Here is a 15,490-nt window from a genome sequence, read left to right on the forward strand (position 1 = left end):
TCAAACAAGCCCTACCAATATGTCGCAGTGGAAAATAATTGGCGATAATAAAATTGCTACTTGGCAAGGTGAGCCGCGCGATAACAGCTTTATGCAAGGCTGTTATGCGTGTCATTCGCTTAGAAGCCCGCTGACTGATGGCTTTGATAACAGCCAAGCGTTTTTGGATCAATTTAGCCCTTCATTTTTAGAACCGAATTTGTATCACGCCGATGGCCAAATTAAAGAAGAAGTGTATGTGTTTGGCTCTTTTGCACAAAGTAAAATGTACAAAGCCGGGGTTAACTGTGTTGACTGCCACGATAAACACACCATGAAAGTTAAAACAAAAACGAATGGGCTGTGCTTACAGTGCCACAGTGCCAGCGAATACAACAAACCCGAGCATCATCGTCATAAAGAACAATCAACCGGTGCACAATGTGTTAGCTGCCACATGCCAACCAACAGATACATGGGCGTTGATGACAGGCGCGACCACAGCTTTAAAATTCCGCGCCCTGACATATCAATAAAATACGATACACCTAATGCGTGTGTGCAATGCCACGACGGTCAAACCAACGAATGGGCAGCAAGCACGCTTGAAAAATGGCATGGTAAAGCACCGGCTTTGAGTGCAAGCGAGCACAGTATGCTTGAACTGCGCTCATTAAAAGCGATATCGCAAAATGCACATATGAGCTTAATTAATGACTTTTCGTTAAATGAAATAGACCGCGCCAGTGCAATTGCCTATTTAGGTAATTCGGGCGCTGAGCTAAACGATGCCACAGTAAAAAGTTGGGTTAATTCGCCGCTCCCGCTTATTCGCTTAGCGATTGCTAAAGTAGGCTTTTTACTCCCCGAAGCAGAGCGCTTAAAAAGCTACAAACAACTATTAACCGACAAATTAAAGTCGGTGCGTGTTGCTGCAGCGCAAAACCTAAGCCAAACAACAGCGCAGTTAAACGGGCTTAATCAATCAATTATAGAGCTTGCACACGCCAATACCGTCAATACATGGCGCGGTGAAGGCAACATCAATCAAAGTATGCTCGCGCTTAATAAACAAGACATAAACGGTGCTATAACGTCGTTACAAAAAGGCATTAGCGTTGACCCTTACTTTGATGCAAGTTATGTAAATTTAGCCGATATTTATTATCGCCTTGGTCAAACAGCGAAAATGCAAAGCACGTTAAACAGTGGTTTAAAGGCCGTACCTACGTCTGCGTCGCTGCACTATGCAAACGGTATGGCGCTTATTAGAAGCGGTAACAAACCCGCTGCGGTTGACTCGTTTAAACACGCAATGGCACTTGAGAATAATAACGTGCAATACGCTTATTTATACTTTTTAGCACTAGATAGCATTGGCTCAACAGCGCAAGCCGTGAGTGAATTAAAACTCAAAATTGGTGCTTATAATAATGCGCCGCAGCTTAAAAATTTAGGAATGAGCTTTGCTCAAAAGCTTAAAAATGCTGAGGATTACCACTTTTTTGCTCGTTTAAAATAATTTTTAAAAATTGAATTATTTTTCATTCTAAATTTGTAATTTAGATTAGAGATTAAAATTCAAACACTTAACTTAATAATCTTGTGTTACTTAAACGGTAATACAAGGTTATAACCTCAATATCACAAGCAACATTTAATAAACAAGTAATCAACACATTGCACTTGCAAACATCATATGTTTAAATTGTTAGAATGAATCATTCGTGATTATTTACACTTCTTGATTGCTTATAGCTTTATCGCAATTAAGAGTCGCTGTTTAATTAGCCTGATTCTAAATAACAGATACTGCCGTTGCATTATCTGCACACACAGTAATTATGAAGAAACGGAGTGGTTAAAATGCTTAAACACAGTAAATTGCATACAGCAATATTACTTGCATGTTGTTCTTTATCAGCTTTCACACACACTGCATATGCACAAGAAGAAACAACCGCAAAACAAGCTAAAAGCAATTCAGACGATTTTGAAGTTATTTTAGTGAGCGCACAAAAACGCGATCAAGCATTAAAAGAAGTTCCCTCTTCAATCGAAGTGCTAAGCGGTGATTTAATTCAAGAAATTGGTATAGATAATGGGTTTGATCTAGTCACCTACTTACCTGGTTTTGGCATTGATGACAGCAGTGAAATACGAACTACAACATTAAAAACACGTGGTATAGGCACTTTTACAAATTCAATTGGCTTACAGTCTTCAAACCTAGTCGTTATAGATGGTGAAGTATTACCTCGCCAATCAATGCTTAACTTACCTATTTCAGATGTACAGCGTGTAGAAGCAATGCGCGGCCCACAAGGGACTTTATTTGGCCAAAACACATCAACAGGCCTATTGCATTATGTAACTAAAAAGCCGCAACTAGATGACCGAGTTTCAGGCACGGTTAGAGCACAAGTTACTGAGTTTGATGGCACTGATTTTAGCGGCACCGTAAATGTACCACTTAACGAAAACTGGGCAGCTCGATTTAACGCACAATACAGTGATATTGATGGTTGGATAAAAAACACCATGCCTGGTGAAGAAGATTACACTATTGGCGCAAAAACAACGAAAGCTGGTCGCGGCCAACTTTTGTACGACAACGGTGAAGAGCTAAACGTACTATTTCGCTTAGAATATTCAGAGACAGACACAAATTGTTGTTCTCTTACTCGTTTAGGTGGAATAAACCCAGATTTTGGCCCTCGTCCAATCGTTAATGTAAAAGACGATGGCACTATTGAAGGCACAACCTATAACCGTGTAAATCCTGAGTCTACTTTTGAAGAAGCCGGCGGCCCGGTTACATCACGTAATGCAGAAGGTAACTTTGGTAGAACAGAAAATTTTGGCTTTTCAATATCGGCTGATTACTACCTAAATGATGAAATTACACTTAGCTATAATGGTAGCTACAGAGATTTTGATTTATATAACAGTTCAGCATTTTTTACTATTAATTTTCCTGTAGAGCGAACCGCTTTTGGTGGTAACGAATCGGTTGATGTTCTTCAACAAGAGTTTCGTATTTCGTCATTTAATAATGAAAAATTTGATTGGGTATTAGGTCTTTTTTACCATGATACCGACGGTCAGCGCTCTGAAATACGTGACGGTTGTATTGCAGGTAACCGTGGCTTTATTGAAGGCGGCGAATTAACAGGGTGTTATTCAAAGCAATCTACCGATGCTTTTTTAGCTAACTATGCAACTACTGGCGATGACGACCGCTCATTACTAACACCTTCTCGCTTACTAAATAGTGGTGATTTTACAACTGGTTTTGAAAACGTCGCTATTTTTGGACAACTTGAATACCAAATAACTGAGCAATTAGATGCTACTTTTGGTTTTAGATTATTACACGAAAAAAGTGATGCAACCTTTGCACGTACAGATTTGGCAACACCTTCTACAGGTGTTGGAATGGAAACATTCAATGAAGTATTAGAACTTGCTCAAACAGATCCATCGCTTATTTTACGCCAAGACGCGCCAACTAAATTTGATAACTCAGACACCGCATTTATATACAAAGCGGTTGTAGGTTATGACTTTACTGATGATATTCGCGGTTATGTGAATTATTCTACCGGCTATAAAGGGGCATCTTACTTTGTAACAACAAATACCGATCCTGCCGATGCAGACAACTTCCCTACCGATCCTGAAAACTCTTCAAACTTTGAAGTAGGTCTGCGTTCAGCTTATTTTGATAACGATTTACTGTTTAACTTTACGTACTTTGATATGAGAGTTGACGATTATCAAGTACGTGCCAGCCGTGTAATAGATGAAGAAAATAACATTATTTTTGCAGGCTATGTAAACGCAGCACAAGCACGTTCAACCGGTATTGAAGCCGATGTAGTGGTTAAAATATCAGATAAATTAAAGTGGTCGTTTAACTACGCTTATTTTGATGCTCGCTACGAGGACTTTGCTGATACACCTATAAACTGTCCTGCTGGTGATGGTGGTTTACTTGCTTCTCGTTGTACAACTGATTCAACAGGCCGTCAGAGCTTTGATCAAACGGGTTTATCTTTCCCTAATAATGCTGAGCAACAATTTTTAAGTACTATTTCATATAATACACAAATTGCTGATACAGGCTGGAATGCTAATACACGTGCAGTTTGGCGTTATAATGGCAGCCATACACAATCAATTAACGAACTTGCCTTTGGCGAATCAGCTAACCCATCGTCAAGCATTTGGGATGGTTACTTAAGCGTAAGCAAAGATAACTTACAGTTTAGTGTATTCATTAAAAACTTATTTGATAAGTCGTACACTACTCGCCAACGTATAAACTCTGAAGGTTTTGGGGAAGCATTCTACCCTCGTGACTGGAGTCGTTATGTGGGGGCAAGCGTTCAATATAGCTTTTAATACATAACGAAAACTGAATATAAAAAAATAGCGCTAATTAAGCGCTATTTTTCTATCTGCATTTTATTATTTAAATTACTTACAATGGCTCTTTTCTACCAACTAACTGCCCGTTAGCATCATTTATTACCGCATTGCTAATATCTACATGTTCATTATTACTCCAACGAACCGATACATTATTTATCTTTGTACACGTACCTAAACCAACGTGTAGCTTGCTGTTTTCGCTTTGTGAAAAGCCAGCACCTGTTGCGCCTACAACGCGTTTATAAGTTTGCCCACACGCTTTTATAGTCGCAGTAGCTCCCAATGCCGACACACCAGCGTTAAGTGAGTAACCAATATTAGTGACTAAAAAATTATGCTGCGCGTTTAAAGCTGTGTTGTTGGTAAATAAATGCCAACGGCCGCGCTCGTTTGAATAAATTAAGTCAAGGTCGCCGTCATTATCGTAATCAAAGGCCTGTGCGCTACCCCCTGTTGCTCCAAGCTCAGTTGAAATAACACCATGGTCTTGTAAAGTCTCAAAACCTTTACCTTGCTGATTTAAATACAGTAGCTGCTCGTTAGCTTTTGCCGGATTGCCATAACGTAATACAAATAAGTCACTCCAACCATCGTTGTTAAAATCCCCGGCTACAGCACTGGTTGTGGGTTCGCTAAGATTAATATTGAGTTTGGCTGTTGCATCAACAAATTTACCTTGCTGGTTTTCTAATAATACCGCTGGTAATGGCTCAAGCCCTTTTACTTTGGGTGAATTAGTCACTCTTTTAATAACACCCGCTGTAGGCGATTTAGTATCCCCCGCTACGCGCCAAGTATCGTTACCTAAGTAACCTATGTATAAACCTTTTTTATGTAGTTTTTTAGGCCAGCCAGCAGCTTGCTCTTTTGTTACCTGTACCGTACGTTCACTACCGCCATGCCCTTCGAGTGTTAAAGGCGCACTATTTTTGCCAATAAACACATTAAAATGGGGGTAAGCCATTTGGAGGTTTTCTATTTCAAAATTGCCTTCGATTTTAAAATCTTCAAATTTAAATGCTTCGTTACGAGTAAAAAAAGCAAAATTTTGAGATTGAGCGTCATAAAAAGTGTGTTGTTCAAATTGGTGTTTAGCGCGGGTTAAAAATAAATCAAAGTCACCGTCATTATCAAAGTCGATTTCGGTCATGCTGCTTACATGGCTAATATTGCGATTATTTCCTAGTACAGCCTTACTTTTATTTTTATAACCTAAATCAGATTTACTCTGCGCTGCAACAATGTCATCTCCACCGTAAAAAAATAAATCATCGTGCCCGTCATTATCAAAATCACTAACTAAGGCTTTATATCCAAGCCATTTTGCAGTAGGTAAGTAATCGACAAACTTAAATTGATTATGCCCTTCGTTTTTATATATATGATTAGCTCCCTTTTTTTGCTTTTTAAGTGGAAAAGCAGAGAGCATTAAATCTAAAGTGCCACTGTTATTACCATCAATTAATTTAACCGCACGTCCGCGTGTACGTTCAAAATCATCAAATGTTTCTCCACCTTCAACAGTACGGTCATGATTTATTTGAAACGATACAGGTAAACGCGGTTTTAGGCCTCCACCACCGCCTTGGGCTATTATTAAATCCATACGACCATCTAAGTCATAGTCAGCAACAGCCACGCCGTGTGTGTCGCCTTTAATAATTATCTGTGGTGCTGAAAAGGTATTGTTTTTGTTATTCCAAAAAATTTTTACTGCGTGGGTATGCTCAGTAATTAATACATCTTGATAGCCGTCTTTATCAAAGTCTGCAATCAACGCACTGTCCCATTTACGACGCGATAGTGGCTCAAAAGGTATGATATTGTGCGATTCGCTAAACATTAATTTATTACTGCTGTTGTCGCTTAGCGTTTCATTGCTTGCCCTTTGAGTGGTGTTACATCCATAAAGCAGAACACTTGTAGCGATCAGTGATAAACAAAATAACGTGTTTGCTGGCTTACTATTTTTTTTCATTTAACCCACTCGTTACTTAACTGACTGTAATGGTTTTTGTTGCCACACACGGATGTATTCAATTTCAAAGTCGACCACACCATCATCTTTTTTGCCCTCAGGGCTATTACGTTCAAGCTCTTCTTTACTTTTTGGTACGCCATGCCAAGGAAAAGTCTCCTGATCAAGCCATAAAAACAGTGGCTTAGTGGCTACGTAACCTTTATCAACCCCGCGATGCTCTTTTGCCCAGGCATCAGCTTGTTCTGCAGATACTTCGCTAAATAATTTACCGTCAACATAGTATTTAATTCCTTGGGCGCTCCAATCAATTCCATACACATGAAAGTCATCGGCTACTCTAAAACCTAAGTCTTTTCGTTCTGTGTAAGTGGGCTTGCCCATTACCTTTTTATTCCAATCGCGGATTGACCACCATAATTCACTGTCTATGTGATCTTTTTTAGGGTCGAGCGAATCGCCAAATAATTCAAAAAAATCAACTTCTAACTTTTCGCCCATCGACCAAAATGCACTGCTCACTTGCGCATCAGCGGCTTTGCTTTTAATTTCTATGTATCCGTACTGAAAAGACTTTCTGCCAATAAAGCATGCCGTTGTCAGGTTTTCGTATTTAAGTGCATCGCCAAACACGGGTTTATGTATTTTTTCTTCAAAAGGAAAGTCGGGTTCCCACCGTGTTTCTAGCTTTAGTTTGCCATTTTCTAGTCGGTAGTTATTACCCGAAAATTGCGAAGGTGCGCGGCCTTTCCATACTTTTTTATTTGGATTATCTGGATGCTTATAAATAGGTTTACCGTTTTCTATTTTACCCACAATGTACCAACGTTCTTCATCGATACTGCTGGCTTCAAATTCATCACTTACTTGAGTGTTTAAAACCCACTCGCCTTCATTTTGGGGATCCGTTAGTGGCAGTAGTAACTCATTAGCCGAAGCGCTCTTACTACCAAAAAACATCAACATACTAAGAGCAATTACACTTATTGCTGGCTTTTTAATGTGTAAAGTATTCATATAAAATTTTGCATCCTATAAATCAGATTTTAAAATTAATGTTAGGGAATATTTAGGGCATGTTGATCTTTGTGGATTGAAATTTGTTCAATCTAGGGGCGATTAAATCGCGGCGCGAGGTTTGTAACCTAGTGGGCTAAGTAAAAACCGAGCAACAAAGAGTTAATCGTCCCTAGAAAGAACCCAAAGGGCAGCGCATGTTTGGTCTTTATGCTGCGTTATCGCCTATTTATGGGGAATAACCACACTGCATAGACTCTGCCTTGCCTAAAAACCAAACAGTCTGCTGCAAATTCACCCACCAAAGATCAACACGCCCTAATTACGAGTTCAAAACAAAAATCCCATAGCTAAACTAACTATGGGATTAAAATTAAACGGCGCAGTTATTTGGTAATAAAATCGGTGGCGCTTTTAATACTGCCACCATTTTGATTAGTTCCATCAATGGCATTTTCGCGATAAATAGTCGATCGATTACGCGTAATATCACCTGCATTAAGTCCTAATAATGAATAATCAAGTGTAGCGTCAGCTTGTATAGCAGCATTAATTTTAATGTTGTATCGACCGCCAAACTTTCTATAACGCTTTCTTAGTGTGTTATTGCTACCTTCATCTAAATCTTGTCCAGATGCTTGAGCTGGGGCTTCAATATCACCATCAACAGTAAGTAAAGGGTTGTCGTAACGCTTAACTAAGTCATTCCCTACATCACTTTGAGAATATGAAGACACTACTGCAATTGGTGCTATGGGTTGACCTAACCAACGAGCGCCTGAACCATCGCGAGGCAATTTAAACAACTGAAAATTACCGTTAGAGCCATTTGATGCAGTATCACGAATACCCTCTCGCGGTAAAAAGTAACTACCAGCTTTAGTGATATCTGACTTAAAGTTTTTATTACTAACAATGTGCTTTACCGTGCCGCCTATTTTAGTGTCAGTAAAATATCCACGCGTAAAACCTATGTCGTCCGTATCAGCCCATACCGGCGCACTGCCTGAGTCAGCCCAAATAACAAAAGTGCTATTTTTACCTTCAGTTGTGCCTTTAATTTCTATGTTTTCGTTTATTTTTGTATGCGGTTTTAAAAATATGGCTGCAAACCCACCTGTATTACTAATATCTTCTAATATAATGTTTCTGTATGCACCGATACGTGGACCAGCTCGGTTTAAGCGATCTGTTACTAAACCACTGCCAGGCTCTATGCGCACTGTAATACCACGCTCACCGCTTATATTTTTAAAGTATAAATCTTCGCCACTAAAAGGTTGAATAACGGCATACCCTGTTGCTATTTTTTCTCCACTGATGTCAGCTAAATAACCTTTTTTAGGTATGCGAGCATAACTTGAGTTAAATACAACATTGCGATTTATATTAGTACCACCAGCGTCAGTTTTAACACCTGGTTGGCCATTATCATCTGCGACTAAAAATATATTGGGTGTTTGCGAGAAGTTATCTTTTTGATGTAGACGAGAAATAGAGAAATTTTCGGCATAACCAACTCTCACCATCCGTTTATCCTGAAAAATAGTATTAGTATTTACATCAATAATAAAACGGTCATTTCGGGTCGCATTTGTTTTTGCACCCGTTGTGGTTATTTCAATATTTTCTGCTTTTGCTCCATTGCCGCCACTTTTACCAAAATCAAACAAAATATTTTGATTCATTTTTAAAATAGTATCGGGTTCTATTTCAAGGCGAACATTAGAGGGCATAACAATGCGATTTAAAGTATAAGTACCTTTTTTAATAACTACTACACCACTAACCGCTGATGCAGCATTGAGTGCATTTATAATTTTATTAGTACATTGACCTGGAGTAGATGCACTATTGCTAGTACCACATTGTCCCGTATTAGTGATTGTCGCTTCTACGGTATTAGTAATAGTATTTGTAAAATACCCTGCTTTATTACCAATTGAGTCTGCGTAAGCTGAACTAATTGATGCACTTAGTAAAAGAGTGCAAAACGTAACTTTCTTCTTTTGTGTGTGTGTGAATTTCATAGGTAATCCTATTTAACGTGTGAGTTATGTGCCTCAATCGGCACATCGTTGCTAAAATAGCCATTACTGAATAAATAGTAATAACAGCAATAACTAATATTTGGTCAAGCTGTTATTCACTTATAATATCGGTACGTGTAACTGCGTAATCGTCAATCAAGATTGAATCACCCGTTGGCAGTCCATACACTTCCCAAAGGGTAAACACATCGGTAATTGAGCTCCATGTAGCTGGAATAGCCCAGTCCCGTTGATTAGTTGAATCCTCTACAAACTCGATGTATTGCCACTGCGTAGTAGCTGCGAGTGCTGCGCTAAATAAGCCGGCTTCTGAGTAACGACCTGTAAATCCATTTGCATCCTCAGGTATGCCGTCATAAACCCACGGTACAACCACATGGCGTAACGTAACGGGTTCAACAGGCACTTGATTTAACTTAACCCACACGGCATAACGGTATGTTTTACCAACAGACTCAGCACCACGCCCATAGTTGGCGCTATACCAGTTGCGTTGTTTATTCCAAACTTGCTGAGTTGCAAAAGAGTACGGTGTATTCGCTTCACCTTGAGTAGCAGTACCCGCTGTAATTTCAAGCGAACGACCATTACCCGACACAGAGGTTGCCGATACACTATAAGTGGCATTACCTTTATAAGGTGCGCCTTCACCATTGAGGTTAAAGTCGGTGTTAAAGCCTGCTTCGTGTTCAGACACACCCGGCTCACACATTTGGTTATTAACAGTATTAACCGTAATACTTTTTTGCGAAATAAGTGATAAAGGTGTACTTGCTGTATCGCCATCAATAAGTTCAACCGTTACCGTATTTGGGCTGTCTATTGTTGTAGGTGCTTTAATGGCAAGTACTTCTCCAAAGCCGCTTTTTGCGGTTAAGCTTTTCGTAAATGAAACTTCATCGTTAAGTGTCCAATCAAAAGTATATTCGCCGCTTAACTCTGCGTTTAGTAAAGCCGGCTGCACTTCTACACCACTGACCACACAGATTGGAACGTCCTTGTTACCTGAAGAAGCGCCTAACTCGTTTTTATCGTCGTTTGTTATTGCAAGACTAAAAGCACCTGTCACTGTAAGTGTGGCGCTTGCTGAAGCTTCGGGGTTATCAACACTTGTGGCTGTAATAGTCGTTTCACCGGTATTTTTAGCGCTAATAAGGCCATTTTCATCAATGGTTGCAATATCTTCATCTGCAATTGAGTAAACAAGTGCGGGGTTACACGCGTAATTTGGTATCGCTGATGCGAATACACTTGCTTGACCACCAGCAGGGATTTCAATCGGCGAGACGCTGACCTCAGTTACAACATCATCAATCGCATTGACAGTTAATTGTAATGTACGTGTAGGCAGTGCGCCGCCCGCAGCAATAGCTGCACCATTATTGATAGAATATGTAATGTTATAAATAACTTGGCTCGGAAAGTCTAAGTTACCATCAGCAATAGGGTTACCATCGCCATCTAAAGCGCCTCTTATATCGGTTTGGTCGCATTGTCTTAATGCCGCCGAAAACGCATCGGTATTTACAACTAATTTAGTGCTATCACTTGATTGCGTGAAAGGTGAAATTCGGTGTGATGCAATAGTATTAGCACTTGTTTGTGGGGTAGTGAAATTATTATTAGCCACAAACTCTAACTCACTTACGTTTATGGTTGCACCTGACTCAGAGGCTGGTTTACCGTCGATTGTTACGCCTTGCAGTAAATCAATTTCTTGAACTCCGGACTCTTCATTTAATGTGCTCGTGATCACTGCGGTATCGATTACAAGTGCTAAGTCAGATTTAAACTGCGGATCGTAACCTTCATCCGTTCCGCCGCACCCTGTTAATACTGAAAATATAATACTGCTAATTGCTGTTTTTATTAGTAAGTTATGTTTCATCTTACTCTCCAAGATTTGTAAGGCAGCGCGCCTAACGTGGCCCGCTGCTAATAGTTTCTCAATTAAAAGGTACCGCGAAGACCAACACGGAACTGACGACCTGTTTTCCAAACTGATGCTGTACGCGAAGTAGTCACACTGCCATCTTCAATTGCATTACCTTCATCAAGCACAACCTCTTGCGAGTTAGCTTCAAACGCATTACGACTAAATGAACTGGTGTAATAAATTCGGTTAGTTTCATCAGTTAAGTTAAGTGCCTGAAAAGTTAAGCTAAAGTTTTTATTAATTTTATAACTTGAGCTAAAGTCCAAACGATGGGTTGCCTCTTGCCATGTAGCGCCGCCAACTAAACCTCGGTTAACTAATTGATCCCCGGTGTAGCGACTCGCTAAACGTAATTGAATCCCTTTTTGTTCCCAATACAGTGTTGTATTTAGGGAATGCTTTGGAGTGAAAGGTTGTGGTAGTGGTTTTAAAAATATATCGGTATTACCTACCTGCTGACGATCAGATTCTGAATCTTGGTAGGTATAGTTCATGTTTAAACCTAAGCCACCCCAATAACTTGGTAAAAAGTCATAATTTTGGTTGTAACCTAGTTCAACACCTTTAATATCGGCGCCTTTACCATTGGTTACTGTGGTTACGTTTACAACGTCACATTCAATGCGCCATTGGTCAAAAAAGCCCGCGACTTGCCTAAGTGGCATACAATCTTCTTCGCCACCTGGTGCTCTATTCTCATCGTAATCAAGTAATAAATCGGCTGTTTGTAAATCGTATTCGGTCCTAACATCTTTGTAGTGATACGGAACAACCACCGTTTCTTCAAAGTCTTTCATATCTTTGTAAAAGAACGCAGCTGAAAGTAAACCTGAATCGCTAAAGTACCACTCATAAGACAAGTCGAGATTGGTTGATTTAAGCGGTTTTAAATTTGCATTACCTGCTGAGCCATTAGCAGAGTCCCATTGTTGCTCAAAAATTTGTGTACGTGGGTTTAATGAATCAAAACGAGGGCGCGTCATTGTTCTACTAACAGCAAAACGTGCAATCATTTCGTCGTTAACTGCATAATTTAAGTTTAAACTAGGTAAATAAGCGTCATGTCCGCCTTTTTTAGTTACCCATGCAACGCGGTCTTGTACTTCACGTCCGCTACCTTGTGTTCCTGTAAATGAAGTTGTTCTGTCTAAAAATGGCCAAATTTGTCCGTTACTTGCAAAGTGTGCCCATGCATTAGCTGACGTTGGAACTAAATTTCCGTTGCTGTCGTAAATTAAAGAAGGCAATGCATTGTTAGCTATAATGTTGCCATTTTCATCTACAAACACTTGCTGATTTACACCCAATCCTGTGTTGCCATCAGCCCCGGGAATTACAAATTGACCCGTTTGCGGATCAACAGGGAAAGTAGCTGGATTTGAGCGGTTATACGCATGAGTGATTTGCCATGCCCAACAATTTTGTAGCTCAGCATCGTTTGCTGGTGTGTAACGATGATCAGGCTGCCCCGTGTCAGATACCCCCATAACAGCTGCTGGGCAGGCATCTAAATTTGTATTTGCTAAACCACGCTCAACTAACAAATTATACGCATCAACCATTTGTGGAAAACGCGTATAGTTAATACCGCCTACGCCTGTTGCTGTTGTGTCATCTTTTACATACCTAAGGCCTAAGTTACCTGTTAGCTTGCCATCCATCAGCTCAAAGTTTGCTTTAAAATAAGCGGCTTTTGTTTCGGTTTCAATATTACGACTGCCTGTAATGGTTTCGCGTATACCTACTTCGCCTGCATCTTTACCTGAAACAATTTCAAGCGCTTTTTCGGCATCAAGTAACGGCCAGCCATTAAAAAACTGTGCAGAGCGATCTGATTGAATATCTTCACCAAAATTATCGTAAGGATAGGCACTATCAGCTACTATATCGGCTAAGCGAATTGTACCAAGCCCACGTACTTCAAACGCTTGATCAGGGTCTTCTAAATCTATTAAATCACTGCCATTTGTGGTTGCTCTATTTTGAATAGAGACATCTTTTTTACGATTTGACCACTTAACTCCAAATTCAAGCGATCTAATAAAGTCGCCATCAAGCGCATAGTCAAAATCAACAAAAAGCGACTTGTTTGTATCCGCTAATTTGTTTTTACGAAGCACTAAACTACCTAAGTGATTGTGCTCCATGTCATACGGATTAAAACGGCTGTATACCGCATTAGACGTACCATCAAAGGCATCAAATTCCCCTGGAGTAACGCCAGTTGAGTAACTACATTCTCCATTGCTGCCACAGTCGTAGCCAACCATTTCGTGGCTACCATCGGGCATTGATTCAACTATTTGACGACCTGCCGTGCCCCATGTGGCTGTACTAATAGAGATGTAACGGTCTTTTTCATCATCGTCTGGTGTTTCATCTGTCGTTTTAGAAAAACCAGCTCTTACATTCATATTTAATGAATCGGTAACCTGATAATCAATATCGAGTGACGCTACATTAGTATCAATTTCTCTAAGTCCGTAGGAGCGAACAAAGTTACCACCTGTAGAGCGGCTACTTGATTGCTGCAATGTATTGGTCGATAAATCAACCCCGTTTAGTGCTGTATTGTCATCACCGGCATAAATTAAAGGTGTTACAGGTCCCATGTTTAAACGCAGTCGTTGACTGTCGGTTAACACATCTTGCTCTGTATGAGTTACATCTAGCTGAATATCGAGTGACTCTGTTGGTTGGTATTGAAAACCTGTAGACACTGACAAGCGATCTCGTTGGTCATTATTTAATGTAAAATCAATAACCTCACGCGCTAAAACAAATAAATCACCTTCATGTAATATTTGCGTTTCAGGGTCGTAATTATTAAGTGAACTCAGTGGATTTAATAATGCTTCTCCATTTTCACCAAAAAGCTTATTTCCATCAGCATCACGTTGATTGCCAAGTACCCTGATTGCTTTGCCTGTAACAGTGTCATGTGCTGTACGACCAGTTGCATCATCTAAATCAACAATAGGAATTGCGCCGTTAGCCCAATCGGTATTGATACGATCTTGTCGTGTTTTTTGGGTATCTTTAGAGGCCGTTATAATAAAGCCAAAGGTGTCGTCGAAGTATTTATCAGAAAAGCTAAAATTAATGCGTGAGTCACTTTCATCAGAAAACTCGTTGTAGCGCCCTTCAACCGTAAAAGAGCGACGTGGTTTGTTTAAATTTAGCGGTTTTACAGTTCTAAGCACAACACTTGCGCCGAGTGAGCCTTCATCGTTATCAGCAGAAGATGTTTTAATTACATCGATAGATGACAATATATCTGACGAAAAAGAGCTTAAATCAACACTGTTATCGTTAGTAGCACCCGCACTAGAGCCATCGGTACTTAGCCCGCCGGTAAGTGCGACACCATTCATTGATATTTGATTTAAAGAAGGTCCGGCACCACGAATTGATATACGAGTTCCTTCACCACCCTCTTCTTGAATACTCACCCCGGTTACTCTAGATAGTGCATCAGCGATGTTTTGATCTGTTGATTTACCTACATCTTCAGCATGAATTGAGTCACTTACGTTGTCGGAAAAGCGCTTTGTGTTTACCGCTTTTCGTAAGCTACTTTTGATCCCTTGGACTTCAATTATTTCGATATCTTTTTGTAGTTTTATTTTCTCTTTTTTTTCATCTTCTTGTGCAAAAGCAGATGATGAAATAAGCGAAGCAATAATAGCTGCAGAGACTGCTGATAACCTAAAGTTATGCTGCATTGTGTGCTCTCCTGTTTATCGGCATCGTTTTTCTCAATGCCAGTGTGTGATGATGTTGTCTGTTTTTATTGTTAGTTAAGCGCCACTGATAAAATGAATGAACGTCCTAGTATCCTAATTTCGTTTCAGAGCGATACTTAACTTGCGATCAAGTTAAACATATGATGTTTATATTTACAAGTCGTTTACTTTGATTTTGACATTTTTGTTTCTTTTTCAAACGAAGTAATTTAAACCGCTGTTTTTAAACAATTTAAATTCATTAATATTTAAGTGAAAGTAACTTAGATATTTTTATTTTTTATACAAAACAAAAAAAGAGACTCAAAATCCCCATTAATAAATAAAATATGTTGTTGAAAATGAT

Annotated in this window: 7 protein-coding genes; 2 read left to right on the top strand and 5 right to left on the bottom strand. The window is 39.6% G+C overall.

Translation table 11 applies throughout. The features are described from left to right. Nucleotides 1–1,501 (top strand): cytochrome c3 family protein (locus I6F40_RS10720; RefSeq protein ID WP_197192912.1); only part of this gene is annotated, 1,501 nt, incomplete at its 5' end. A gap of 344 nt (nucleotides 1,502–1,845) precedes the next feature. Continuing rightward, nucleotides 1,846–4,386 (top strand): TonB-dependent receptor, encoded by a 2,541-nt coding sequence (locus I6F40_RS10725; protein ID WP_166377577.1) that lies wholly within the window; start codon nucleotides 1,846–1,848, stop codon nucleotides 4,384–4,386. Nucleotides 4,387–4,465: 79 nt separating this feature from the next. Here I6F40_RS10725 and I6F40_RS10730 read toward each other — a convergent pair whose 3' ends face one another. The 5 genes from I6F40_RS10730 to I6F40_RS10750 all read right to left on the bottom strand — a co-directional run bounded on the left by I6F40_RS10730 (nucleotide 4,466) and on the right by I6F40_RS10750 (nucleotide 15,123). Then, a complete protein-coding gene (locus I6F40_RS10730; RefSeq protein WP_166377578.1) occupies nucleotides 4,466–6,394 on the bottom strand; it encodes a CRTAC1 family protein in 1,929 nt (642 codons plus the stop codon). Nucleotides 6,395–6,406: 12 nt separating this feature from the next. Continuing rightward, complete coding sequence (locus I6F40_RS10735; RefSeq protein WP_231609347.1) at nucleotides 6,407–7,411, bottom strand: family 16 glycosylhydrolase; 1,005 nt, start codon at nucleotides 7,409–7,411, stop codon at nucleotides 6,407–6,409. Nucleotides 7,412–7,797: 386 nt separating this feature from the next. Continuing rightward, nucleotides 7,798–9,441: a hypothetical protein gene (locus tag I6F40_RS10740; protein ID WP_024594191.1), complete on the bottom strand. Its 1,644-nt coding sequence runs from the start codon at nucleotides 9,439–9,441 to the stop codon at nucleotides 7,798–7,800. Between the two features lie 112 nt (nucleotides 9,442–9,553). Then, nucleotides 9,554–11,350 carry an Ig-like domain-containing protein gene (locus I6F40_RS10745; protein WP_197192913.1) on the bottom strand — a complete coding sequence of 599 codons (1,797 nt, stop codon included), beginning with the start codon at nucleotides 11,348–11,350 and terminating at the stop codon, nucleotides 9,554–9,556. Nucleotides 11,351–11,412: 62 nt separating this feature from the next. After that, nucleotides 11,413–15,123 (bottom strand): TonB-dependent receptor, encoded by a 3,711-nt coding sequence (locus I6F40_RS10750; RefSeq protein ID WP_197192914.1) that lies wholly within the window; start codon nucleotides 15,121–15,123, stop codon nucleotides 11,413–11,415. Nucleotides 15,124–15,490: the final 367 nt, after the last annotated feature.

Origin of the sequence: Pseudoalteromonas sp. SWXJ133 (assembly GCF_015864365.1) — a bacterium.
GTDB classification, from domain to species: domain Bacteria; phylum Pseudomonadota; class Gammaproteobacteria; order Enterobacterales; family Alteromonadaceae; genus Pseudoalteromonas; species Pseudoalteromonas arctica.

What these genes read in the sequence shown, in the direction of transcription:
- I6F40_RS10725 (WP_166377577.1), top strand. Translation starts at nt 1,846, where the DNA reads ATGCTTAAACACAGTAAATTGCATACAGCAATATTACTTGCATGTTGT.
- I6F40_RS10730 (WP_166377578.1), bottom strand. Translation starts at nt 6,394, where the DNA reads ATGAAAAAAAATAGTAAGCCAGCAAACACGTTATTTTGTTTATCACTG.
- I6F40_RS10735 (WP_231609347.1), bottom strand. Translation starts at nt 7,411, where the DNA reads ATGAATACTTTACACATTAAAAAGCCAGCAATAAGTGTAATTGCTCTT.
- I6F40_RS10740 (WP_024594191.1), bottom strand. Translation starts at nt 9,441, where the DNA reads ATGAAATTCACACACACACAAAAGAAGAAAGTTACGTTTTGCACTCTT.
- I6F40_RS10745 (WP_197192913.1), bottom strand. Translation starts at nt 11,350, where the DNA reads ATGAAACATAACTTACTAATAAAAACAGCAATTAGCAGTATTATATTT.
- I6F40_RS10750 (WP_197192914.1), bottom strand. Translation starts at nt 15,123, where the DNA reads ATGCAGCATAACTTTAGGTTATCAGCAGTCTCTGCAGCTATTATTGCT.